At 41.2% G+C, this 22935-nt stretch carries 22 protein-coding genes, 1 tRNA gene and 2 pseudogenes; 20 read left to right on the forward strand and 5 right to left on the reverse strand.

Annotation, left to right across the window (positions count from 1 at the left end):
* Positions 1–94: 94 nt before the first annotated feature.
* The 4 genes from G5T77_RS15310 (at position 95) to rpmE (ending at position 4202) form a co-directional block, all read left to right on the forward strand.
* The gene (locus G5T77_RS15310) at positions 95–2248 is read left to right on the forward strand and encodes an MFS transporter (protein WP_166138898.1); all 2154 of its coding nucleotides are present in this window, start codon (positions 95–97) and stop codon (positions 2246–2248) included.
* A gap of 1 nt (position 2249) precedes the next feature.
* Positions 2250–2651: a lactoylglutathione lyase gene (gloA, locus tag G5T77_RS15315; RefSeq protein ID WP_166138901.1), complete on the forward strand. Its 402-nt coding sequence runs from the start codon at positions 2250–2252 to the stop codon at positions 2649–2651.
* A gap of 145 nt (positions 2652–2796) precedes the next feature.
* The gene (locus G5T77_RS15320) at positions 2797–3774 is read left to right on the forward strand and encodes a bile acid:sodium symporter family protein (RefSeq protein WP_166138904.1); all 978 of its coding nucleotides are present in this window, start codon (positions 2797–2799) and stop codon (positions 3772–3774) included.
* A gap of 203 nt (positions 3775–3977) precedes the next feature.
* Positions 3978–4202: a 50S ribosomal protein L31 gene (rpmE, locus tag G5T77_RS15325; protein WP_004782616.1), complete on the forward strand. Its 225-nt coding sequence runs from the start codon at positions 3978–3980 to the stop codon at positions 4200–4202.
* Positions 4203–4299: 97 nt separating this feature from the next.
* Here the strand turns inward: rpmE and G5T77_RS15330 are convergent, their stop codons facing one another.
* From G5T77_RS15330 to epmB, 3 genes are read right to left on the reverse strand one after another with little or no spacing between them, the layout of a single operon-like run.
* Complete coding sequence (locus G5T77_RS15330) at positions 4300–6465, reverse strand: EAL domain-containing protein (protein ID WP_166138907.1); 2166 nt, start codon at positions 6463–6465, stop codon at positions 4300–4302.
* Positions 6447–8192 (reverse strand): GTPase, encoded by a 1746-nt coding sequence (locus G5T77_RS15335; protein ID WP_166138910.1) that lies wholly within the window; start codon positions 8190–8192, stop codon positions 6447–6449. The genes G5T77_RS15330 and G5T77_RS15335 overlap by 19 nt, the downstream gene beginning before the upstream one ends.
* A gap of 9 nt (positions 8193–8201) precedes the next feature.
* Positions 8202–9224: an EF-P beta-lysylation protein EpmB gene (gene epmB, locus G5T77_RS15340; RefSeq protein ID WP_004782609.1), complete on the reverse strand. Its 1023-nt coding sequence runs from the start codon at positions 9222–9224 to the stop codon at positions 8202–8204.
* Positions 9225–9602: 378 nt separating this feature from the next.
* On the opposite strand from epmB, the gene efp reads away from it, so the two are divergent.
* From efp to G5T77_RS17390, 13 genes are all read left to right on the forward strand, one after another.
* Complete coding sequence (gene efp / locus G5T77_RS15345) at positions 9603–10172, forward strand: elongation factor P (RefSeq protein WP_004782608.1); 570 nt, start codon at positions 9603–9605, stop codon at positions 10170–10172.
* A gap of 170 nt (positions 10173–10342) precedes the next feature.
* Positions 10343–12442, forward strand: coding sequence for a carbon starvation CstA family protein (locus tag G5T77_RS15350; RefSeq protein WP_034702078.1), 2100 nt, complete (start codon positions 10343–10345; stop codon positions 12440–12442).
* 10 nt (positions 12443–12452) lie between these two features.
* Positions 12453–12755, forward strand: a complete 303-nt coding sequence (locus tag G5T77_RS15355; protein ID WP_004782606.1) for a YbdD/YjiX family protein — start codon at positions 12453–12455, stop codon at positions 12753–12755.
* Positions 12756–13145: 390 nt separating this feature from the next.
* Entirely contained in the window at positions 13146–14096 is a 951-nt protein-coding gene (locus tag G5T77_RS15360) for an AAA family ATPase (RefSeq protein WP_166138913.1), read from the forward strand.
* Positions 14097–14108: 12 nt separating this feature from the next.
* Positions 14109–15014: a DUF58 domain-containing protein gene (locus G5T77_RS15365; protein ID WP_166138916.1), complete on the forward strand. Its 906-nt coding sequence runs from the start codon at positions 14109–14111 to the stop codon at positions 15012–15014.
* 11 nt (positions 15015–15025) lie between these two features.
* Positions 15026–17023, forward strand: coding sequence for a DUF3488 and transglutaminase-like domain-containing protein (locus G5T77_RS15370; protein WP_166138919.1), 1998 nt, complete (start codon positions 15026–15028; stop codon positions 17021–17023).
* A gap of 47 nt (positions 17024–17070) precedes the next feature.
* Positions 17071–17147, forward strand: a tRNA-Val gene (locus G5T77_RS15375).
* Positions 17148–17328: 181 nt separating this feature from the next.
* Positions 17329–18528: a tyrosine-type recombinase/integrase gene (locus tag G5T77_RS15380; protein ID WP_166138923.1), complete on the forward strand. Its 1200-nt coding sequence runs from the start codon at positions 17329–17331 to the stop codon at positions 18526–18528.
* A 95-nt stretch (positions 18529–18623) separates the two neighbouring features.
* Positions 18624–19790: a tyrosine-type recombinase/integrase gene (locus G5T77_RS15385; protein ID WP_166138926.1), complete on the forward strand. Its 1167-nt coding sequence runs from the start codon at positions 18624–18626 to the stop codon at positions 19788–19790.
* Positions 19791–19915: 125 nt separating this feature from the next.
* The gene (locus G5T77_RS15390; protein WP_086043923.1) at positions 19916–20209 is read left to right on the forward strand and encodes an AlpA family phage regulatory protein; all 294 of its coding nucleotides are present in this window, start codon (positions 19916–19918) and stop codon (positions 20207–20209) included.
* Positions 20210–20231: 22 nt separating this feature from the next.
* Positions 20232–20555 carry a hypothetical protein gene (locus G5T77_RS15395; protein WP_227607462.1) on the forward strand — a complete coding sequence of 108 codons (324 nt, stop codon included), beginning with the start codon at positions 20232–20234 and terminating at the stop codon, positions 20553–20555.
* 143 nt (positions 20556–20698) lie between these two features.
* A complete protein-coding gene (locus tag G5T77_RS15400) occupies positions 20699–20935 on the forward strand; it encodes a hypothetical protein (RefSeq protein WP_166138932.1) in 237 nt (78 codons plus the stop codon).
* 9 nt (positions 20936–20944) lie between these two features.
* Positions 20945–21067 (forward strand): hypothetical protein, encoded by a 123-nt coding sequence (locus G5T77_RS17390; protein ID WP_265092717.1) that lies wholly within the window; start codon positions 20945–20947, stop codon positions 21065–21067.
* A 208-nt stretch (positions 21068–21275) separates the two neighbouring features.
* Here G5T77_RS17390 and G5T77_RS15405 read toward each other — a convergent pair whose 3' ends face one another.
* Positions 21276–21584: a hypothetical protein gene (locus tag G5T77_RS15405; protein ID WP_004782586.1), complete on the reverse strand. Its 309-nt coding sequence runs from the start codon at positions 21582–21584 to the stop codon at positions 21276–21278.
* A 286-nt stretch (positions 21585–21870) separates the two neighbouring features.
* Here G5T77_RS15405 and G5T77_RS15410 point away from each other — a divergent pair, with 286 nt between their 5' ends.
* The 3 genes and pseudogenes from G5T77_RS15410 to G5T77_RS15420 all read left to right on the forward strand — a co-directional run.
* Positions 21871–22194: a helix-turn-helix transcriptional regulator gene (locus G5T77_RS15410; RefSeq protein ID WP_166138935.1), complete on the forward strand. Its 324-nt coding sequence runs from the start codon at positions 21871–21873 to the stop codon at positions 22192–22194.
* 87 nt (positions 22195–22281) lie between these two features.
* A pseudogene (locus G5T77_RS17480) lies at positions 22282–22435 on the forward strand (transposase); the annotation flags it as partial.
* A gap of 48 nt (positions 22436–22483) precedes the next feature.
* Positions 22484–22585, forward strand: a pseudogene (locus G5T77_RS15420) (transposase domain-containing protein); the annotation flags it as partial.
* Between the two features lie 53 nt (positions 22586–22638).
* On the opposite strand, the gene G5T77_RS15425 reads toward G5T77_RS15420, so the two are convergent.
* The coding region (locus G5T77_RS15425; RefSeq protein WP_205683247.1) for a hypothetical protein at positions 22639–22935 on the reverse strand (297 nt) is incomplete at its 5' end.

A 22935-nucleotide genomic window follows, 5' to 3' on the forward strand; every position in this document is an offset into this window, starting at 1 on the left:
ATCGGGCATGCGAGAAATATATAAATTTTGTTGAAAGATACGTTATTAAAGGATTGAATAGCAGCAATTGGTTTTCGTGGAAAATAACAAGGCAATGACAACACAAACGACGGGTTGGAAATCCGCATTTACAGCATTTCTGGATCGGCGTGCCCTGATCATGCTGTTTCTCGGATTTTCAGCCGGTGTCCCGATTCTTTTGATTTTTTCCAGTTTGTCTTTATGGCTCGGTGAAGCCGGAATCAGTAAAAGTGCCGTGACCTTTTTCAGCTGGGCTGCCCTTGGCTATTCATTCAAGTTCGTCTGGGCGCCACTCATCGATGAATTACCTGTCCCATTTTTGACTAAAGCTTTGGGTAGACGAAGAGCCTGGCTATTGATTGCCCAGATCCTGATTGTAACTGCGATTTCAATTATGGCTTTTTCAGATCCAGCATTGGGGCAGGCACATTTACAGCAGATGGCACTAGGTGCCGTTCTGCTAGGCTTCTCAGCGGCAACGCAGGATATTGTCATTGATGCTTACCGTATCGAGCTGGCCGAAACCCAGATGCAGACCGTACTGGCTTCCACCTATAATGCGGGTTACCGGATCGGGATGATTGTGGCTGGCGCTGGAGCTCTGTTTCTGGCGGCATATTTAGGTACAGCCAAAGGCAACTATATCTATGATGCCTGGAAATGGACTTATCTGGCGATGGCGGCGGTTATGCTGGTTGGGATTATCACCACATTGGTCATCCGTGAGCCTCAAGTGGATCGAGTACGTAAAGATTATCAGCGCAGTGATTATTTTCGTCTCGTCGGCGTGTTTTTTGTGGCAGTTATCAGCTTTGTTCTGAGTTATGTCTATTCCGGTGACTTGGTATCGAGTATCACTGAACAATGGGCGATTCAGGATACTTTTGCCTTGTTCTGTTTTGAGGCTTTACGCTTTATCGGTTCAGGTGCTGTCGCTTTCGGTGTGGGTACGATTCTGGTCAAAATGGGTGCTGTGAATAAACAGATGGCATTCGAGACCTGGGTGAATCCCGTAGCGGATTTCTTTGATCGCTATGGCTTAAAGCTGGCTTTAGTGTTGTTATTGTTGATCGGTTTTTATCGGGTCTCCGATATTATTGCCGGTGTGATTTCCAATGTGTTCTATCAGGATCTGAATTTCAGCAAGGAGCAGATTGCTGAAGCCGTGAAAGTGTATGGGGTAATTTTCTCCCTGCTTGGCGGTTTTTTAGGTGGCTTGCTGGCTCAGAAAATGAACATCATGAAACTGATGTTTGTAGGCGCGATTTTGGCCTGTTCAACCAATCTGATTTTTATTGGCTTAGTAAAGTCTGGTGAAAAGCTGGGACAGGTCGAAGTTCAGGTAGGCCAGCAAACCTTTCAGGCAGATACAGATGAAGTCGGTTACTGGAAACTGAATGTACCCACTACTGCCTTCAAAGAGGCCGAACAGATTCAGGTCCGTGCACATTATCTGAATCATCCGGCAGATGCAGTACAAGTTAACCTGCCTTATTTGCAACAGAATGCTTCGAAAGCAGCACAATTACAGCTTTTGCCTGTTACCACAGATAACCTGATCAGTGCCAATGAACAGGAAAATAGCATCGTGGTTCGCGGTCAGTATCTAGGGCCGGATTTAACTGCAGAGCAAAAAATTGTATTAGAGCTGAATGGCGATAAATTCGATGCCAAGCTGGATGAAGGGCGTGTCTTTAGTGCTGCTATTCCTGCCGAGAAACTGATTACGGCACCTATGAAGCAAATCAATGCAAGCTTAATGCAACAGGAGCAACCGATGGTTACCCAGCAGCATTCATATGCTGTGGACTTGTTGCAGACTCAGGCCAATCCGATGGATATTGATATTCAGCCGATTACAATTGGAACAGGCGAGAATGTTGAAATTCAAGGTAAGGTGATTAAACCGTATAGTTCATGGTGGCTATATTTTGCAATTATTGTCGATAATCTGGCCGCAGGTCTCGCAGGCGCTGCTTTTATTGCCTTCCTGTCCAGTCTGACCAGTGTGTCCTTTACCGCTGTTCAGTATGCTATTTTTAGCTCACTCATGACCTTGACTCCTAAGATTTTAGGTGGATATTCGGGTACTATAGTGACCAATATCGGTTATCCGAATTTCTTCCTGATGACCACTTTAATCGGGATTCCAATCCTGATTCTGGTCGTTTGGGTGGCAAAATTGCTCGGTGAACACCAAAAACAATCTGTAAATAAGGATGATTAATATGCGCATGCTGCATACCATGTTACGTGTAGGCAATCTGGAACAATCACTCAAGTTCTATACTGAAGTTCTTGGTATGACTTTACTTCGTAAGCGTGATTATGAAGAAGGTCGTTTTACCTTGGCTTTTGTGGGTTATGGCGATGAGGAAAATCACACTGTGCTTGAACTGACCCATAACTGGGATACAGAAAGCTATGACCTAGGCAATGGCTACGGTCATATTGCGATTGCGGTAGATGATGCTTATAAAGCATGTGAAGAAATCAAGGCACGTGGTGGCAATGTTGTTCGTGAAGCTGGCCCAATGAAAGGCGGTGTGACTGTCATTGCATTTGTAGAAGATCCAGACGGCTACAAAATCGAGCTAATCCAGCAAGAAAACAACGCACGTAATAACTAAGTGTTATAGAGCGATATATGTGAAATGTATTCATGTATGGATGAAAATATTACATCAATCTGAATGCATAACATGGACCCGGCATCTGTTAAGATAGCCGGGTATTTTTTTATCGAATAATAAAATTTTGAGGGAAGGACATCAGATGCTTAAACTGCTGGCATTGGACCGCTTTACGATCTTGCTCTTTGTTATGGTGTTACTGGCCAGTGTATTGCCAGTGTCAGGGCAGGCAGCTGAAGTCTTTAGCTGGATTACGACAGCAGCCATTGCGATCCTGTTTTTCCTGCATGGTGCCAAGCTTTCGCGTGAAGCCGTAATTGAAGGCTTGATGCACTGGAAATTACACACTTTGGTCTTTGCCTTGACCTTTGCACTCTTTCCAATTTTAGGCTTGCTGGCAAAACCAATATTATTGCCAATGTTGGGGCAGGAATTATATTGGGGATTCCTGTTTATGTGCTTCCTGCCATCAACCGTACAGTCTTCGATCGCCTTTACCTCAGTGGCTCAAGGGAATATTGCTGGTGCGATCTGTAGTGCTTCATTTTCCAATATTATCGGGATGTTTATTACACCGATGCTAGTCGCATTCTTTATCCTTGGGAAATCTCAGCATGGCTTTGATCCGACAGCATCGATCCTGCAGATTACGCTGCTGTTATTGGTGCCTTTTATTTTAGGTCAGTTATTACGTCCCTGGATTTTCCCAAAAATGCAGAAAATGCCCAAGATCGTCAAGGTATTCGATCAGGGCTCAATTCTGATGGTGGTTTATGGAGCATTTAGCAGCGCGGTGGTGGCTGGGCTTTGGCGTGAAGTCAGCTTAAGTACTTTGCTCTTGCTGCTGCTGGCATGTTCGGTTTTATTGACCATTGTGATGCTGTTGTCGCTATTTATTCCACGCTGGCTGGGCTTTAATCGTGCCGACCAGAAAACGGTATTCTTTTGTGGTTCCAAAAAAACACTCGCCAGTGGTGTACCGATGGCACAGATTCTGTTTATTGGTCAGCCACTTGGCATGATCGTTTTACCGATTATGATTTTCCATCAAATCCAGCTCATGGCCTGTGGTGTGATTGCGAATCTCTGGGCCAAACAGGCGGTACATACAGAAGAATAATTCGCTTATTGTATTTGTTTGCCGTATAATACCGCCCAACTTGTTGTGCTTAGCTCTGACGGTATCCGTCTCGGTGGGCCAAAAGAATGGTCTGTTGTGGTGTTGATCTGCCTGAATCCTGATTCTGGCCCTTCCTCAATACTTGAGAGTGATCAATTGCGATGACAGCAAAACCTTCTTTCATCTTAATGGAGTAATCGACGATGCGCGCCGATATTCACCCAAAATACGAAAAACTAGTTGCTACTTGTTCATGTGGTAACGTAATCGAAACTCGTTCAGCTGTTGGTAAAGAAACTCTTTACCTAGACGTATGCTCAGCTTGCCACCCATTCTACACTGGTAAGCAAAAGAACGTTGACACTGGCGGCCGTATCGACAAGTTCAAACAACGTTTTGCTGGTATGTCACGTTCTGTTAAACGTTAATACCCAAAATGAAAAAACGGGCTTTATGCCCGTTTTTTTGTGCCTGCAATTTAGAAAATCATTTCACGTTTCTAGATTGAAAGGCGAGTACAAGACCTTAGTGGTCTTGTACATCAATCAGATGATCCAGTTTTTTCTGGAAATAATCACCCTGAATAAAGCGGGCATCGACGTTCCAGGCATTCGCAAATAAGGTCATGTCATTCAGTTCACGAATCATGATATTCACTGGTTTGATTTCATTGTACGTGGTGATTTTTTCCTGTAGCTGTTCAATTTCAGTATCATTGTTCAGCATCTTGGTCAGTTTGCTATCCAGGCTCAGACCATTGATATCGAACTCACGTAGTAGGGTTTCACTATACATTGAGTGACCAAAGTTACGAATCGCAATCCGCGCGCCATGTTCACGTAAAGTACGTAGATATTTCTGCGCATCCTGCTGGTTCATCAGAATATCTTCTTCAGAGAACTGTAAAGTTAAAGGATGCTCGACTTTACTGCGAATAATCGTAATCAGTTTAGAAATAAACTCAGGGAAAGTACGGTCCTTAAATAGCACCGCACGGTTCAGGTTCACGATTAAACGGGCATCCGGATACTGGGTAATGAAGTTGTGCAACTGCTTGCTTGATTCAACCAGAATCCAGCGATCGAGTTTAATAGACAATTCATCATCTTCATTGAGTTCCATCAAGGAAGAAATATCCTGCCATTTATTTTCAAAGATAAAGCCACTGGTCACCTCATACATGTAGAGGTTGGTATCTTCTTTATCATAGAGCTGTTGATATTTCAGATGAATTTCACCACGTTCCAGACATTCACGCAGTGCTTTTAATACCGGAGAGGTTGTGAGTGGTACAGCGCTGACTGCCGGACTGACCGGTATGGACTCAGGCGCTGAAACAACAGGTTCTGAGACCGTGAAGTCAATGCTTGGCATTGAAATCGATTCCTGAGTCGTTGTGGGAATATCCAGAACAAATTCAGACGTTTTTTGTGCTTGTGGTAAAGGAGTAGAGAAGGCCCGACCGACTAATTCATTACAATGGCTTTCATCACGCAACTCACCGTCAAGCAGGGTATAACCGATGCGTAGATTGAGCGGATAAGTTTGCTGATTCACTGTAATAAGCTGTGGTTTGGTCAATGAACCTAACCCAACAAGTTTGGATTCCAGAATGTCTTGCGCATCTGCCTGAATGATCCCCACCAGAACATCATGTTCCAGTTTGAAGAGTGGAATACGAACCTGCTCTTTTAGAAATTTCTCAACTTCATGGAAATAACCCATGTAGGTCGCCCAATCACCATTCAGGACTTGCGGCTCATACGCAGCAAAGGAGAAAGTGAGCAATGCATTGGCTTTGGCCGGTTCACGATTGAGTTCACGCTTAAGTGACTGTAAGGTATTTGGCTTGTTTGCAACTTTTTCAGAAGAGGCACTTGCCTGCGTAGTCGCCGTATCAATCGTAATTTGTAGTGCATCTTCTTCAGCACTAGATGCCAGAAATTCCAGTTTTAATGGATTGGCAGCAGCAACATTTGGATTTGAAGAAGTAATATCAAAACGGCCTAAATCAAACTGGCCTTGAGAAATCTTTTTAAAGCGGGATTTAAAATCGTTTAAATCTTGCGGCTGTAACAGGTCTAAAAGCGGCAGACCGATAATATCGTCCTCACTTTTAAGGCCAAACAGTTTAAGGTAATCGGCATTGGCCTGAATATGGATGCCTTCTTGAATGGTTGCGACCGCACGGTTACTGTCTTCTACCAGTGATTGTGCCTGGTTTTGTGCAGTTTCCAGTTCTTCCATTAAATGGCGCTGGGCTTGCATGGTACGGCTAAAGGAAAGGGCACGTACCAGATTCAGGAAGAAGCGGTCTTGATAATCCAGATTCAGAATGTCAAAAATGCCTTTACGGATATATTGGGCATATTGTTCAGCCTGATAATCTTCCGGCTTTAACAAAAGAATAGGAAGATCAGGTTGCTGCGAAAGTTGAACCAGACTTAAGGCCTGTTCATATTTCAGATCATAAGCACGACCAAAAATAATCAGGTCCCAGTTAAAGTTTAACTGTTTTTCAAAAGATTGCAGATCATCAAGCAGAACGGCATCGACCTGATATTCATTGCTGGTTAAGAGATCACGGATTTGGTTATATCTAATTTGATTATCATCAATGATCAGTAAACGTGTTTCAGTACGTTTTAACTTTTTAGACAATAATGGATTTCTCACTTCAATGCTTCCCATAAATCGTGATTTTTAGTTTCATTCAATTGCTTATGTATAAAGTTTTCGATGACATCTTCTTCTTGATCATTTAATAATTCATAGTCGAAACGGATAAAACTTTGTGTAATGAGCTGTGCCTTGGTCAGGTAGATTCTGAGTTCTTTTTGGCCAAGTCGTAAATGAATGGTTTGTTTTTCCCTAAACATTTGTGAGCCAGAGACAATAATACTGGTTGAGACCTGATCGAGCTGGGTCATCTGTACCAGAATAGCTGGCTGATAATTGATACTGTGTTTGTCGGTACGGGCATAAACTGCGCAAGGGAACAGTTCCTGTGCCAGAATTTCCAGGCCAATTTCCAGACTTTTATCTGCTGACTGTTTGATCCAGCGAATGACTCCGCCACGCCACTGGCTTTGAGATTTTTCCTGAACCAGAATAAATTCACCAGTTTTCAGATTGGCAGGCGTGATACCTGACCATTTAATCCGGTAACCATTGACACTGATATCGAGAACTTCAGCGGTATGAATCTGTTTGGCTTCGCGATCGAGCGCCTTGATACTGCTGAATCCGCTTGGAACGGCATTATGCATTGAGCTGACAAAACTGCTTTCGCTCTGGAAACCATAATTACCTTCCAGTTCCAGCGTTTCATTAAAGTTTTTACCCTTAGACAGATAAAAATGCGCCACCGTTAAGCCAAAGCAGATATTGATCTGTGCGGAATATTCATAACGTTCATGACGGCGTTCGACATTATTCGAAAGCAGGTTATAGATATGAAAATGCAGAGCAGGTGTCAGGAACAGTTTTTCATTACGTGACAGATACTGGGCATTTTTGCTTTGCGTACCGGTCAGGTGTTCCATCAGGTTTTGTGTCGAAATATAGAAGCTCGGCTGGAAATGCTGACCCTGATGAGAATTCAGTATAGGCGGATGATCTTTGTTGGCATCGACCACATAACGTGACAGTGTGGTTTCTTTTGGCAGAATCTGAACCAGTTTTGCCCAGTCCGCACTGCATAAATATAAACCCTGAATTTCAGCTGGACGGATCTGATGGGTATTGAAAATATCCAGCAAAATCAGTCGTGCATAGGCTTGGGCAATATTCTGGATTTCGTGCTGGGTGCCAAGAACCTGATTGATGTTGGTCTGATAGAAATTATTTTCCATCGCACATTCAAGCAACTGATGTGCTGCCAACCACTGACCGGCGCCAGGTGTGCTATACAGCATATGCTGTTGATAGAGCAGCAGGCTTAACTGTTGCAGGCCATAGTAGATGGACACCATCCGGGCACTTTGCAGGCTTTTCTTTTTGCCCAGGGAAAATAGTGAAAACTTTTGATGATTCAGCTGATGATTACAGCGTTTGGCAATATCTATATAGATATTGGCAAAATAGCTGCGTAACAGCATGGCCAGTTCAATAATCTGGTCATTGCGATCCGTCGTGATCAGACCCTGATTGACGAAATGTTTCTCAAGACTGGCCAAAACATTTTCAAGGGTAGGGTGCAATACCTGAATCAGGTCAAAACGCAAGGTTTCCGCACATTTCAGTTCGGAAATTTCCAGTAAAGCACTGAACAGAGACTTGGATGAATTCCCCAATTGCAGGATTGAAATTCCTGCGACCCATTCCTGTAATGCTTTGGCATTTGTGGGACAAAAACTTAGCTGTTCTATGGTGAGTTCAGCCGTTGTCTGAAAAATGTCTGCAGTATGCTTACTCATCTTTATTATTTAACTCAAAAATGTTGAAACCCCAAAAAGCGGTGTCTTATTCTTCTCGCCCGCTATTTCTCGAACTAGTTTAGGAACCAGATACCCCGGTAGGTTCGCTAAAACTTCTGTATAAATCTCATTGATGTGCTCAGCAGGTAAATCAAAATGATGCGCACCTTTTACTTTATCAAGTACATGTAAATAATAGGGCATCACGCCAGCATCAAACAAGCGATAGCTTAAATCAATCAAAACTTGAGCAGAATCATTAACCCCTTTTAATAAAACTGCCTGATTGAGTACCGTGATCTGATGCTGAACCAGCTGATTAAGCTGCTTACAGGTCAGGTCATCCAGCTCTGATGCATGGTTCGAGTGTACCACTAGAATAATACGTAGCCTACTGTTTTTTAACATGCTTAGTAGCTCTTCGTCGATCCGGTTTGGGATCACAATAGGAACTCGTGAATGTATTCTTAAAAATTTGAGATGTGGTACCGATTCTAGTCGTTCAATCCAGGTTTTTAATTTTCGGTTAGATAAGGTCAGTGGATCGCCGCCGCTTAGAATTACTTCATTAATATCTGGCTGGCTTTCCAGATATTGTTTGATATTGATCCAGTCCTCATTTTTAGGCAGGTTTTCCTGATAGGGGAAATGGCGTCGGAAACAGTAACGACAGTGGACTGCACAGGCACCGGTCAAGGTCAGTAGAAAACGTGACTTATATTTATGTAGAACACCAGGCTGCTGGTTGGCCTGTTCTTCACCTAGGGGATCGGTGACAAATCCCGGATGATCTTCCAGTTCCAGATGATGCGGTAACACTTGTAATAAAAGTGGATCTAGAGGATTGCCTGGCTGCATTCTGGAAACAAAAGCTCGCGGCACACGTAATTTAAAGGCTTGAGAGGCCAGCAGAGCACCAGATAACAGCTGATCTGGAGAAAGCTGTAAAATCTGTAGTAGTTCTTGTGGATCAGTGATCAGATCACTCAGTTGCGATTGCCAATTTGCTTCTTGATATAAATACTGTGTCATGCCGGAAGATCAAAAAAAGATGAAGGCGATAGCCAGAAGTGCGCAGTTTAGCAGTTTGTCTACAGATGGGAATGTGAAAGCTGGCTAAAATTTCTCTAAACACGATCAGTTTGCTATGGTATGCAAAAGCATAGAGACATTTATGTGCTTAGAAGACTGGTTGTGCACCAGTATTGGAATAGCTGATGCTAAGTTAAGCAGTGTCAGCAAGTTAAAACCGATTTTTTCGTTGCGACTTGGTGTATTGCTCATTTAGAATACGCAACATTAAATGAATGTGCATGTGGCAACTCATGTTCGTGTCAGACTTGCTAAATGACATTGCAACAGCCCATAGCATCAATAGCTTAAAGTTAGTAAGTTTGGAGTGAGCCAATCATGGCCTATTATTCTACGAACGATTTCAAGTCTGGCCTGAAGGTTATGCTTGATGGTAACCCATGTTCAATCATGGAAAACGAATACGTTAAACCAGGTAAAGGCCAGGCGTTCAACCGCGTTAAATTACGTAACCTTCGCAGTGGTAAAGTTTTGGAAAAAACTTTTAAATCTGGTGATTCTCTAGAAGCTGCAGACATCGTAGAAGTAGAAATGGAATACTTGTACAACGATGGCGAAATGTGGAACTTTATGGATCCTGTAACCTTCGAACAGATCGCTGCTGATAAAACAGCAATGGGCGATGCTGCAAAATGGTTAAAAGACGATTCAAATGAAAAATGTACTATCATGTTATGGAATGGCGTACCTTTAACAGTAAGCCCACCAAACTTCGTAGTATTAAAAATTGTTGAAACTGATCCAGGCGTTCGTGGCGATACTTCTGGTGGTGGCGGTAAACCAGCGAAACTTGAAACAGGTGCAGTAGTACGTGTTCCATTATTCGTTCAGCAAGAAGAAAGCGTTCGTGTAGACACTCGTACTGGTGACTATTTAGAACGTGCATAATGGTCGGAAAATAGACTATTATCAAAGGGGATGACTAAAATCATCCCTTTTTTTATGCCAAAGTCTTAGAGGAATTCGAAAGGAACAAGCGTAAAGTCGCAAGGGAAAACAGCAGTACCTCGAATAAAAAAATCACGCTGATTTATATGCTTCACAAAATGAGGGATTGAATGGAAACTTTACAACAGAAGTCAACCATGACTTCGAAAATCATCTGGCTCCTGGTAGCCATAGTCGGGGCAGTCTCCTTCGGGATACTTGCACTCAGTCGTGGTGAGCATGTGAATGCAGTCTGGCTGGTACTGGCCGCAGCCTGTGTGTACAGCATCGCTTACCGTTTCTACAGTTTATTTATTGCCAATAAAGTTTTTGAACTGAATGCACGCCGTTTAACACCTGCCCATCGTCTGGGTGATGGTCTGGATTATGTGCCGACCAATAAAAGTGTGTTATTCGGTCACCATTTTGCCGCGATTGCCGGTGCGGGTCCTTTAGTCGGTCCAATCCTTGCAGCGCAGATGGGTTATCTGCCAGGCACGATCTGGCTACTGGTCGGTGTGGTACTGGCAGGTGCGGTACAGGACTTCCTGGTACTGTTTATTTCTACTCGTCGTGACGGTCGTTCACTGGGTGAAATGGCAAAACAGGAACTGGGTACCTTTGCTGGCATTATCGTGATGCTTGGTGCGCTGGGCGTAATGATCATCATCCTTGCAGTATTGGCGCTAGTCGTTGTTAAAGCACTGACTAACAGTCCATGGGGCGTATTCAGTATTGCAGCTACGATTCCGATCGCCATCTTCATGGGGATCTACATGCGATTTATCCGTCCGGGTAAAATTGCAGAAGTTTCGATCATTGGTTTCGTATTGATGATGCTTGGCATTATCTATGGTGAAAACGTTGCACAGCATCCCTACTGGGGACAGCTATTTACCTTAACGGGTACTGAGCTGACTTGGGCACTGATCATTTACGGTTTCATTGCATCGGTATTGCCCGTCTGGTTATTACTTGCGCCGCGTGACTATTTATCTACCTTCCTGAAAATTGGTGTGATTGCCGGTCTGGCGATTGGCATTCTGTTCGCGATGCCGGAAATGAAGTTGCCAGCGATTACCAAATTTGTCGATGGTACAGGCCCAGTATTCGCTGGTTCAATGTTCCCATTCCTGTTTATTACCATTGCCTGCGGTGCGATTTCTGGTTTCCACGCACTGGTTTCTTCAGGGACAACACCAAAACTGGTTAACAACGAACGCGATATCCGGATAATCGGTTATGGCGGTATGTTGATGGAATCATTTGTTGCGATTATGGCTTTGATCTGTGCCGCGATTCTTGATCCAGGTGTGTACTTCGCGATTAACTCACCAGCGGCACTACTAGGGACAACCGTAGATACTGCGGCTGAAGCAGTGCGTAATCTTGGATTTGTGGTAACACCTGAAGCACTGACATTACTGGCACAGGAAGTAGGTGAGAACTCGATTCTGTCACGTACGGGTGGTGCACCAACTTTCGCGATTGGTATGGCGCATATCATTACCGAAATCTTTAACAGCCGTGAAATGATGGCCTTCTGGTACCATTTTGCGATTCTGTTCGAAGCCTTATTCATTCTGACAGCAGTAGATGCAGGTACTCGTGCTTGTCGCTTCATGGTTCAGGATACAGTTGGTATCGTGATTCCTGCGGTAAAACAATCTCATAATTTCTTCGGTAATATGCTGGGTACAGCCGTTGCTGTTGCTGGCTGGGGTTTCTTCGTTTATCAGGGTGTCGTCGATCCATTAGGCGGTATTAACAGCTTATGGCCACTGTTCGGTATTGGTAACCAGATTCTGGCTGCAATGGCATTGATTCTGGGTACAGTCATCCTGTTCAAGATGAAGAAAGAGAAATATGTGTGGGTAACAATTGTTCCAACCGTATTCCTGTTTATTACTTCAATGACAGCCGGTTGGCAGAAGATTTTCCATGAAAATCCGAAAATCGGTTTCTTGGCACAGGCAGAGCGTTTCAATACGGCAATTGCGAATAATGAAATTCTGGCACCAGCGAAAACCCTGGCTGAAATGCAGACTGTCGCAATGTCGAACCAGATCAACGCAGCACTTTGTGGTTTCTTTATGATCGTAGCGTTTGTAATGCTATTTGCTGCAATTGGCGTGATCCGTCGTGCCCTGGCGAGCCCTGTACCAACCGTAAATGAAGCAGAAGCAGTGTATCGCGATCCTGAAGAAATTCAGCCTGCAAAAGGACATTAAGGAGCAGCGCATGAACTTGAAGTTTGCTAAAGGTGGAAAAGCGGTCATTTATAAGATCATCAAGATGACTGTGATGTCACAAAAAGACCTGATCCTGAACCCGAAAAACTGGTCACGGATTGCGACGTTGTGGCAGCGTTTACAGCAGAGTTTCCGCCTGATGGTGGGTGTGCCGGATTATCAGACTTATCTGGCGCATATGAAAAAGCACCATCCTGATCTGGAAGCGATGGACCCTAAAACATTTTATCGCCACTGTGTAGATTCGCGTTATCCATCTGCCGGTGGAGATATGAAGAAATGTCCATGCTAATAGATGAATAAAATGAGCGTCTTTCGGGGCGCTTTTTTATGGAAAAATTTTAGGATTCAAACAAGATAAAACAAAATTATGATCTATTTTGACATTGGGAATTTAAATTTTTCAAAGTCTTTATCTCTTAGGTATAAGTTCAGATCTCAAAGGTTTTTAATAACCTGTTTTTTCTAATAAATATGCCAATCAAAATGTAATTTTTCTAAACTTTAATCTTAAAGCTTCAATTGGCTCTTACAAGAGGTTTAATCATATAAAATTTCTAAAATTCTTGATTTCTCTTGCAGAAATAAAGTCGGCAGATGACTGATCTTTGGGGAATTTTAAAAAACAGTGTATGTTAATCCTACAGCATGTTTTATTAGGGAAAATATTGTGATCTGGGGCATGAAACAAAAAGAAAAGCTGGATATTGTGCACAACAATGATGAGCTGGAACAGAAGCTGGCTGATTACGCACCCAAGATTCAAAAATTTTTCCAAGAAATTAATGCGATTGTCCTGGACAAACATGCACAGACCAGATTAGCGCTATGCTGTCTGATTGCAGGCGGTCATGTCTTGTTTGAAGATTTACCTGGTTTGGGCAAGACCACTTTGGCAAGCAGCCTAGCCCATCTCGCAGGACTGAAATTTCAGCGGATTCAGTTTACCAATGACATGCTGGCCAGCGATGTGATTGGCATCAATATGTTTAACCAGAAAGAACATCAGTTTGAGTTTAAACAGGGACCTATTTTTACCCAGATTTTGCTGGCAGATGAAATTAACCGTTCCAGTCCCAAAACTCAGAGTGCATTACTGGAAGCGATGGAAGAAGGCTATGCCACTGTGGATGGGATACGCTATGCATTGCCTAAGCCATTTTGGGTAATCGCGACCCAGAATCCGTTATTTCAAAGTGGTACTTATGCCTTACCTGAATCTCAGCTAGACCGTTTTTTAATGCGTCTATCTCTGGGTTATCCATCCCGTCATGCTGAAAAACTGTTATTACAGCAGGAATCCCGTTTTGCCTTGATCGCCAGCTTGGCACATGTGTTTAGCGAAAATGAAGTGTTGGAATTACAACAGCTGACCCATCAGATTTTTATCAGTGAAGCGGTTCAGGAATATATGCTAGATCTTGCGGAAGAAACCCGTAAGAAACGCCAAGGCTTATCAACACGAGGTTTGCTGGCGCTTAAACGTGCAGCACAGGCGAATGCCATCATTCAGCAACGTAGCTTTGTAACTCCAGACGATGTGCAAGCCGTTTTTGTGGCAGTTGCTGCACATCGTCTGGGGCTGAGCGATGCAGAAACATCAAATGTGATGCAACAGGTTGCAGTCAGTTAAAGGAGTTCGCTCTTGGATAAAACCTGGCAAAACTGGCTGGCGAAACGCTTTCAATTTTCACAGCAAAAACGACTTTCCCAAAAAGATGTACTGGTCTTTATTTATCAGCAGGGTTATCTATATCTGGTTCTGATTTTTATCACCTTTATTGCTGGCGTGAACTATGCCAATAACCTGATCTTAGGCTTCTGTTTTCTGATTAGTGCAGTGCTATGTGTCAGCTTCTATCTGACCTTTAAACAGTTGCATGATCTGGATATCGAAATGGTTGCTGAAGACATCGGACAGGTGGGTCATGCACTCAATTTGCATTTTTATGTTCAGCAAGCCACAGCCCGGCCGCGTTATCTGTATATTAAGGCCGGCAATCAGTTGGAGAAAGTTTATCTGACTGAACAAAAGCAGCATTGGGTGTTGCCATTTTATGCGGAACGTCGCGGTAAATTTGAGTATCCGGTGATTCAGATCTATTCAGTCTATCCTTTTGGTCTGGTTCGAGCCTGGACCTACCTTTATCATCATCAGTTTGCCTGGGTGGCACCTAAAGCTCAAAACAATACTTCGGAAAACAAGATTTATCAGAATAGCTTTGAACCGGATATGGATGAGTTCCGTGAATTACGTAACTATCAATCTGGAGACTCATTGCAGGCGGTTTCCTGGAAGCAGTTTGCACGTGGGCAAGGCTTATATGTCAAAGTCTTTGAACAGTATCAGGATGAACATAGCATTGAGATTCATTATGAACATATGCCTAGCCAGTCGCATGAGGAGAAACTGGGCTTGATGATGGGGCTAATTGAGCAATGTGAGCAGCAGCAATGTGCATATGCGTTGCATTTACCTCAGGCAGAATTGCCGCAGGGAGCCGGTGAAGAACAACTGCGTAAGGCTAAACAATTATTGGCTCAGGCATAACGGGTGAATCTATGATTGATGGAAAAATCCGAGTTTCGATTGTTCTAACCCTGGGCTTGATCATCCTGGCCCAAGTAGCTTTCATCCCGATGCTGCTCAGCATTATCTTTGGCATTAGCTTACTGTGTATCTGGATTTTTCTTAAACGGCAAAAGCCATTTCCTAAAATTGGAACTTTTCTACTTACGGCTTTGGCATTAGGCAGTATTTATCTCAGCCACCAAAGTTTTATTGGCGTGGAGGCAGGCGTCGCGGTTCTTTCCACTTTTTTATTTGCCAAATCATTAGAAACGAAAAACCGGCGGGATCTGGTTATCCTGTTTAATTTTGCGCTTTTTGTTGCGGCCAGTTCATTTCTATATAGCCAGTCTTTTGGTATGGCTGTTGTGATTATTCTATGCTTGTTGAGCTGTCTAATTGGTTTATACCGGATTCAGACCAGTGAGTTTCAGCAGAGTCAGCAATCACCACGTATAGCTTTACAGCAAGATGCCAAATATGTCGGCAGATTTGTGCTTTATGCTCTGCCGTTTTTTATTTTATTATTCATCTTCTTTCCGCGTTTGCCACCGCTTTGGCATATCCCAATTTCAGAAAATAAAGGCATAACCGGAATCGGTGACAGTATGTCACCGGGAGATATTGCTGAATTATCTCAATCTAATGCTTTGGCTTTCCGGATTATTGGTGATGTGAGTAAACTGCCGCCACGTTCAGAATTGTATTGGCGGGCATTAGTTTTAGATGAGTATGATGGACAGCGCTGGACCAGTAGCTTTATTAATCAGCAGCCTTTAATCCGTCAGCCTGGAGAAGTTGTTCCAGTATCCACATCTGGGTGGAATTACCAATATTTGGCTGCTGATACTTCTGTGTTCTGGGTGATGGGACTAGAAAAGTCGATGCCTTTGGAACGCCGTTATTATAACCGTCAGGACTGGAGTATCGTACCAAGGCGTTTAATCCAACGAGTAGAACCGATCCATTTACAATGGCTGGGTAGTCAAAATACCGAAAGTATTTTACCGGAGCAATTTGTTCAGCGACTAAATACCCAGACTCAATCCCATTTGGACTCTCAGGCACAGCGGCTGGCACAGCGCTTATATCTACAAAGTGGGGAGGATCCGCGACGTTATATCCGAACAGTCTTGAACTGGTATCAGCAAAATCATTTTGTATATACCTTGAAACCAGGCGTACTTGGTAAAAACCGGATTGATGAATTTCTATTTAAATCCCGGCAGGGTTTTTGTGAGCACTATGCTTCCAGTTTTGTCATGCTAATGCGATATGTTGGAATCCCGGCACGTGTGGTCACAGGTTATCAAGGTGGACAATTGGCACCCGATGGGAAAAGTTGGGAGGTTCGTCAGTTAGATGCTCATGCCTGGACAGAAGTCTGGATTGACCAAAGATGGCAGCGTTTTGATCCTACCGCAATGGTAGCTCCACAACGTATTGATGATGGAATGCAAAATTTAATCTCGCAAGATGAGCGAGTATGGGCAAGTAATTCTGGCTGGACATCACAGCGTAATGTATGGCTGACCAAATTAAGAGTCTGGAGTGATTATGCAAGTTATCAATGGCAAAGTAAGGTCGTGGGCTATAATGCCGAATCTCAACAAGGCTGGTTAGCGAAGCTAGGTCTAAGTTCAGTTTATTCCAGTGTGATCATTCTCATATCCGGTATTGGCATACTTATATTGCTTTATATTTTAAAAATCTATATTAAAAACCGGCAGTTAAAATCGCCTTTTGATTATTCCATTCAGCAGTTTAATCAGTCTTTGAACAAAGATTTAAAAAGACAATCCGCGGAGACTTTTCATCAATGGATGTTAAGGCTATCTCAGCAAGTTCAGGATAAAGATCAGTCTGTATTTTTTGAAGCAATTAGACTATTTGAAAAATCAATTTATTCAGGCAGGGAATTCTCAGACCAAGATTTGAAACAATTCAAAGATTTGCTTAAAACTTGTGCGTATATATTGAAAATTAAATGAAAAGACTTGTCTTAGGATCGAAAAATTTATAATATGCCAAGCATTCTAGGTGTATAGCTCAGTTGGTTAGAGCGCTACGTTGACATCGTAGAGGTCTCCAGTTCGAGTCTGGATATACCTACCATAATTCGATTATAGATGTATTTATATGTACATATATAGTCACTAAAAGCCCCTAAATTCAATAATTTAGGGGCTTTTTTTATGTTCTATGCATTTATATGGATCTGTATAGTACAGCCCTATTTGTATCACCACGTGTATCACTGTTTAATAATCTAACTCGGTGATACAAGGTGTAATACATGTTACGGAAAGATATAAAGAAAAGACCGCTTAGTGAAAAAACCTTAGCATCCTTAGAATCTGAAGAAAAAGACTATCGTGAACTGGACGGTGCGGGCTTATATTTTTTAGTCAAAAAATCAGGTGTTAAAAATTGGCAGTATCGTTACAAGAATTCTGAAGGTAAATGGGCTTGGATGGGTCTTGGTTCTTACCCTCAAGTGAGTGCTCAACTTGCTCGTCAAAAAGCACGAGAATTTACTTCAGCTCTTTCTAAAGGTGAAAGCCTGAAGTCGAAGAAAGTACTGCTCGAGGAACGAAAAGAGCTTGAAAGCTTTTACTTTGAAAACCTAATGAGAGAGTGGTTGGACACTAAATCAAGTAAGTGGGGTGAGGCAACATACACGAAAGCTCAAAAATCTATTGAGAAGCACATTATTCCAGTATTTGGTCAAGGTAATTACAAAGAGATTACGCCAAAAGAGTGGTTTGATTTTTTCCAAGGACTACAACGTACTTTAGGCATTCATACTCAGATTGAGAAATTGGTTTCATACGTACGTGGTTGCTATGACTGGGCAAAGTTTAAAGGCAAGATAAATTCAAATCCAATAGAAGGCATGAGCAAACATCTAGATGCCTACGAGTCAGGGAACATGGATTTCGTGACTGTTGATGAATTACCAGCTTTACTTAAGAAAATTCGTAATAATAAAAAGCGCGCCATCGGCATTGGTCTTGAGCTGCTTATGATGCTATTCCCACGTCCAGGTGAGTTAAGGATAGCAAAGTGGGAGCAATTCGATTTTAAAAAAGCCTTATGGACCAAACCTGCAGAAATGACCAAAACACGTCAGGAACATCAAGTCCCACTATCTAAGCAAGTCATTACATTACTCACAGAGTTAAGATCCATTCAGCCAGAGTCTGAGTTCTTGTTTCCGAGCCGTCTTTCTGTCAATAAAACGATTAGTGATATGACATTTAATTTAGCTCTGAATCGCTTGGGGTATAAAGGAAAACAGAATCCTCACGGTTTTAGACATCTTGCAAGTACCATTTTGAATGACGCATTCAGTAATCAAGAACAAGTGATAGAAGTATGTTTGGCGCATAAGAAAAAAGGTGTCAAGGGTGTTTATGATAAATCACAGCATTTAGATGAACGCCGTGTGTTGATGCAGTGGTGGGCTGATTATTTAGATGAATTGGTCAATTAAAAAGTAAACCTTTTTCTTGAACTTAGAATAAAAAATCTCTGGAGATTTTAAGAGCTGTGATCAACTGCTATTAACGTAATTTTTCAGACATAGTAATGAGACGTACCGAGTTAAAGAAAAAAGGTTATTTGGCAGATACAGTTCTTACTGCACTAGAAGTGGAAATGCAAGACTATCGATTATGGGACAGTCCAAATTTATATTTTTTTGTAAAAGCAAATGGCAGCAAAAGTTGGCAGTTTAGGTATAAAAAAAGAAATGGAAAATGGGGGTGGAAAGGGGTAGGAGCTTACCCGACTATTAAAGCTAAAGAGGCAAGGGTAATTGCGAGCGGCTATCTGAAAGAAATAGAAGCAGGTACATTTTTAGAAGTTGATAAGTACAAGTTATCTTCACTTATAGAAAGCTTACTTGATAAAAAACAAAAAAAATGGAGTCCTAAATATTTTTCTAAGATGCAATTATCGATTAAAAAACATATTTATCCTGAATTTGGAAATCGTGATTTAAGAACGATTAAAACCATGGAATGGTACGAATTTTTTGCGAGATTAGAATATGATTTAAAAATCCCAGCACAAATGCGCAAACTACTTAGCTTTGCAAGAGAGGCGTACGATTGGGCTTGTATATATTGTGAATATAAAGAAAATCCTGTGCGAGAGGTACAGGGATTTTTTGAACGTCATAAAAGTGGAAATTTCAAATTTGTCGATTTAATTGAATTGCCAGACCTTTTGTCTGCAATTCGTTCATATTCTAGTCGTAGTACAGCAATAGGTTTAGAATTATTGCTTTTACTCTTCCCACGCCCTGGTGAGTTACAACAGGCGAAGTGGGAACAATTCGACTTTCATCGGAAGATTTGGATTAAACCTGCAGAGATGATGAAAAATAAAAAAGAACATCGTGTGCCTTTGCCAGACCAAGCAATTATATTGTTAAAAAGATTAAAAGAGATACAGACACCATCCCCATATTTATTTCCCTTACGAAATGACCCAATGATGGCAATGAGTGTGGATACCTTCAATGAAGCGTTAATATCTTTAGGCTATGAGAATAAACAGCATCCACATGGTTTTAGGCATTTAGCATCAACAACGCTTAATAATAAATTTAGTGAAAAATATCAAATTATTGAATCTGCACTATCTCACGTTAAACAGGGTACAAAAGGTATATACGACAAAGCAGAGCATTTCCAAGAACGAGTTGATCTAATGCAGTGGTGGTCAGACTATGTCTATTCACTGAGTTAATCAATCTCTGAGAAAATTTAAGAGTCACCCCATGGGGTGACTTTTTTTTCCAGTTTTATATCAAAATAATTTTAAAATTTTGGTCTCTGATACGCTCTATTTAATATCTTTATTTGAGATTAGAAATGGATTGTGTGATTGATAGAAACGAATCAAATTTAATTGAAAACACTGAACAGACTGAAGTATTAAACATTGTTCAGATAAAGCCTTTCTTATTGAGTTACAACACGGTATGTAAGCTTCTAGGTATAGAAAGAAACGCATTGCGAAGATTAATGAAGAAAGATGATCGCTTTCCGAAACCATTAAAAATGGGATTATCACGTCAAGCAGCTGTCTATTTTGATCGGGAAGAAATTGAAGCCTGGTATCAAGGGTTTAAAGAAAGATGCCGAGGTCAAAATGAGAAAATTTAAGAAGTTAGAGAGGATTCTAGAAGTGGCCAAAAAAAATGGTAAATGTCAGATAAGTAAACAATACGCTGTAGTCACCAAAATGTATCAGCCATATATCAATATGACCGTTAATCAAATTGATATTGATGACATATTAGAAAATAAGAATAAAAAGCCAGTCATATTACAAGAGGGCTTCTGGATTGAGGATAAGAAGGGGACGTATCTATTTTGTGGCTATACGGCGTTGTGTATGTACATGCATCTTAAATACGTCGGAATGGATGAAATCGTAAAACAGTTATATGGCAAAAAAGCATTAATTGACGACGAACAATACGAGCTACAGACGATGAAATACTGCTAAAAATTAATTATGGGTTTTAGCTAAAAAAATGGAAACATTACATGAAAACAATTATGAAAATTTAAACCTTGTTAGTGGAAGAGATGTACTGGCATCGATAAAAAAGTACACGTCAATAATATTGAAATAAGCGTAGGTTAAAAATGAAAAAATTCAAAGCACTCACCACTCTTGTGAATCATGCTAAAGAATCTGGATGTGAAATTTTTAAAAAGTCTGATATTTATCTTTTGACAGAAGCATATCAACAAGAATATGACCGCCTTTGTGATGAAGAAGATTTATATGGGGAGGAAAATGAATATTATGTCAGTAAAGAAAGATACGACCTAAAGGGGGGATTTTGGATGCAAGCAAGTGGTGAGGGAATTTTTTATTGAGGTATGACCATGGCTGAAGTTTATGAGACTTTGAATGAAGATAGTGTTGGAGACCAATATGGTCACTTGTTTGGCGATAAACCCTTATCACCTCAAGAGTTAGATTTCTTAGCAATAATTCAAGCAAGTTAATACATGATGAAATTATGAACCACCTTCGGGTGGTTCTATTTCAGTTATTTAAAAAATAAACAATTATTGATTGTCTGAAGATGCGGATCGTGGTGTGAGTATGAATCGTTTGGTATCGGTAAAATTGGGTATGCAGTTTTATCTCTTGAGGAGCACCCAAATTGCAGATAAGCATTCTTAGGGGTGCTCTCTATTCTAAAAATATGATTTATTCAGACTGTATAACCATATAAAAAATTGATAATAACTCATTAGAGAGTTCTTGGTAATTGATAATCCCTTGCTTGTTAAAGCCATATTTTTCAAAGTACTGGTTGTCTGTAAAGTAAGCAACTGCTTCAAAAGTATTGAGGTGTTGTGCTACATCTAACTTGTTGCAAAATATCGGATTGAACTGAAGTTGTAGCGCCGTAGCTTCAATGATTTTTGTCGCAATAATTTTAGAAATTTGACGGACATTTAAATTTCGAATTACTGGGTGGATCGAAAAAGGGATATGACTCGGTGAACTGCTCATAATAGATTCCAAGATAATTTTACTTAAATGGTCTGTTATGAAAGAATGCAAAGGTAAAATGTCGAAATTTTACATTCTTTTCATTTCAGTGATTTGAGATGAAAAGCATGAGTGCTTTATTGTCGAGATAAGGCACTCATGCACATACACTATTCTTCATATTAAATTTCCTCTTTTAATTTCTTTTGATGATGTCTTTTTGTCGAAATAGACAATAAAATACTGACAATATATATATTTAAAATTGTCTATATAGTCAAGTTTTATTGTCGATTTATGGTGTTTTATGCTGGCTGAAATGGATTCTGAGTTGTTTTGTGCTCGGCTCAAAGAAATAAGAAAACAAAGAAAATTGACTCAGCAAGAACTTGCTGAAAAGTCTGGTATTCCATCTACGTCGATTTCCCATATTGAAGCTGGCTCTCGTAAGCCCTCTTTAGAAAATTTTTATAAGCTCGTGGTTGTCTTAAATGTGTCTGCTGACTATCTACTAGGGCGTACAGAACGTTGTTCAGATGTAGGTAACGATCCTATTGCTAAATCAATTCAAGAGTTACCTGAGTTGGAGAAAGAGATGATTCAGAAATTTATCTTGTCTTTGCAAAAGTAACGTGAGCATCAGGCTAACTCATATTACCAACCGATCTTATAAGTCTTAATTTGGTTCCCACTTAAAAAACAAGTGGGGACTTAGTCCATGAGTATGGATATATATTTTACAAGACATATGGTTGCTAAAAAAACGTAGAATATACAGCAAAGAATTCAAACTCAGCATTGTAAATTCCTGCAAAGATCCTCATGCCTCGGTTGCACTGAAGCATAGTCTTAATGGCAACCTCGTCAGTCGTTGAATCATGAACATTCATCATGATGGTGTATGTAGAATCCTGTTCATATTAAGCCAGTCAGCAAAGCTGAAAGGGCTGGATCCGTATGCCTATCTCAGTGATGTGCTGAAAAGGTTACCGACGCATTTTACAGGTATTTTTATGTGCTGATCTTTTTAGAGTTTAGCTATATCACGAAAATAATATTTTGATAGTTCAAACTACTAATTCCATTCTTTCCCATAATCTGCCAAAGACGGTTCTGCATTTGCCACATACAAAATACTGCTCTTCCCTGTTTTAAGACGTGTAATTGCGGTATAGAACAAGGCATGGTCTTTGAGTTGATAGATTTTATCCCAAACCACCAATAGCGCCTTAGCTTCCCAACCTTTAAAACTGTGTACCGTACAGACTTTAATACGGGTATCGCCTTTAAAAAACCACATCTTTTTTTGGCGAGATTCAATCGGATCTTTAGAAAAAATATCAATATATTTGTAAGCGTCCGCTGAACCCCA

The sequence above is a fragment of the Acinetobacter sp. GFQ9D191M genome (assembly GCF_011174875.1).
Taxonomy (GTDB): domain Bacteria; phylum Pseudomonadota; class Gammaproteobacteria; order Pseudomonadales; family Moraxellaceae; genus Acinetobacter.

What these genes read in the sequence shown, in the direction of transcription:
- G5T77_RS15310 (WP_166138898.1), top strand. Translation starts at nt 95, where the DNA reads ATGACAACACAAACGACGGGTTGGAAATCCGCATTTACAGCATTTCTG.
- gloA (WP_166138901.1), top strand. Translation starts at nt 2,250, where the DNA reads ATGCGCATGCTGCATACCATGTTACGTGTAGGCAATCTGGAACAATCA.
- G5T77_RS15320 (WP_166138904.1), top strand. Translation starts at nt 2,797, where the DNA reads ATGCTTAAACTGCTGGCATTGGACCGCTTTACGATCTTGCTCTTTGTT.
- rpmE (WP_004782616.1), top strand. Translation starts at nt 3,978, where the DNA reads ATGCGCGCCGATATTCACCCAAAATACGAAAAACTAGTTGCTACTTGT.
- G5T77_RS15330 (WP_166138907.1), bottom strand. Translation starts at nt 6,465, where the DNA reads ATGGGAAGCATTGAAGTGAGAAATCCATTATTGTCTAAAAAGTTAAAA.
- G5T77_RS15335 (WP_166138910.1), bottom strand. Translation starts at nt 8,192, where the DNA reads ATGAGTAAGCATACTGCAGACATTTTTCAGACAACGGCTGAACTCACC.
- epmB (WP_004782609.1), bottom strand. Translation starts at nt 9,224, where the DNA reads ATGACACAGTATTTATATCAAGAAGCAAATTGGCAATCGCAACTGAGT.
- efp (WP_004782608.1), top strand. Translation starts at nt 9,603, where the DNA reads ATGGCCTATTATTCTACGAACGATTTCAAGTCTGGCCTGAAGGTTATG.
- G5T77_RS15350 (WP_034702078.1), top strand. Translation starts at nt 10,343, where the DNA reads ATGGAAACTTTACAACAGAAGTCAACCATGACTTCGAAAATCATCTGG.
- G5T77_RS15355 (WP_004782606.1), top strand. Translation starts at nt 12,453, where the DNA reads ATGAACTTGAAGTTTGCTAAAGGTGGAAAAGCGGTCATTTATAAGATC.
- G5T77_RS15360 (WP_166138913.1), top strand. Translation starts at nt 13,146, where the DNA reads ATGAAACAAAAAGAAAAGCTGGATATTGTGCACAACAATGATGAGCTG.
- G5T77_RS15370 (WP_166138919.1), top strand. Translation starts at nt 15,026, where the DNA reads ATGATTGATGGAAAAATCCGAGTTTCGATTGTTCTAACCCTGGGCTTG.
- G5T77_RS15380 (WP_166138923.1), top strand. Translation starts at nt 17,329, where the DNA reads ATGTTACGGAAAGATATAAAGAAAAGACCGCTTAGTGAAAAAACCTTA.
- G5T77_RS15385 (WP_166138926.1), top strand. Translation starts at nt 18,624, where the DNA reads ATGAGACGTACCGAGTTAAAGAAAAAAGGTTATTTGGCAGATACAGTT.
- G5T77_RS15390 (WP_086043923.1), top strand. Translation starts at nt 19,916, where the DNA reads ATGGATTGTGTGATTGATAGAAACGAATCAAATTTAATTGAAAACACT.
- G5T77_RS15400 (WP_166138932.1), top strand. Translation starts at nt 20,699, where the DNA reads ATGAAAAAATTCAAAGCACTCACCACTCTTGTGAATCATGCTAAAGAA.
- G5T77_RS17390 (WP_265092717.1), top strand. Translation starts at nt 20,945, where the DNA reads ATGGCTGAAGTTTATGAGACTTTGAATGAAGATAGTGTTGGAGACCAA.
- G5T77_RS15405 (WP_004782586.1), bottom strand. Translation starts at nt 21,584, where the DNA reads ATGAGCAGTTCACCGAGTCATATCCCTTTTTCGATCCACCCAGTAATT.
- G5T77_RS15410 (WP_166138935.1), top strand. Translation starts at nt 21,871, where the DNA reads ATGCTGGCTGAAATGGATTCTGAGTTGTTTTGTGCTCGGCTCAAAGAA.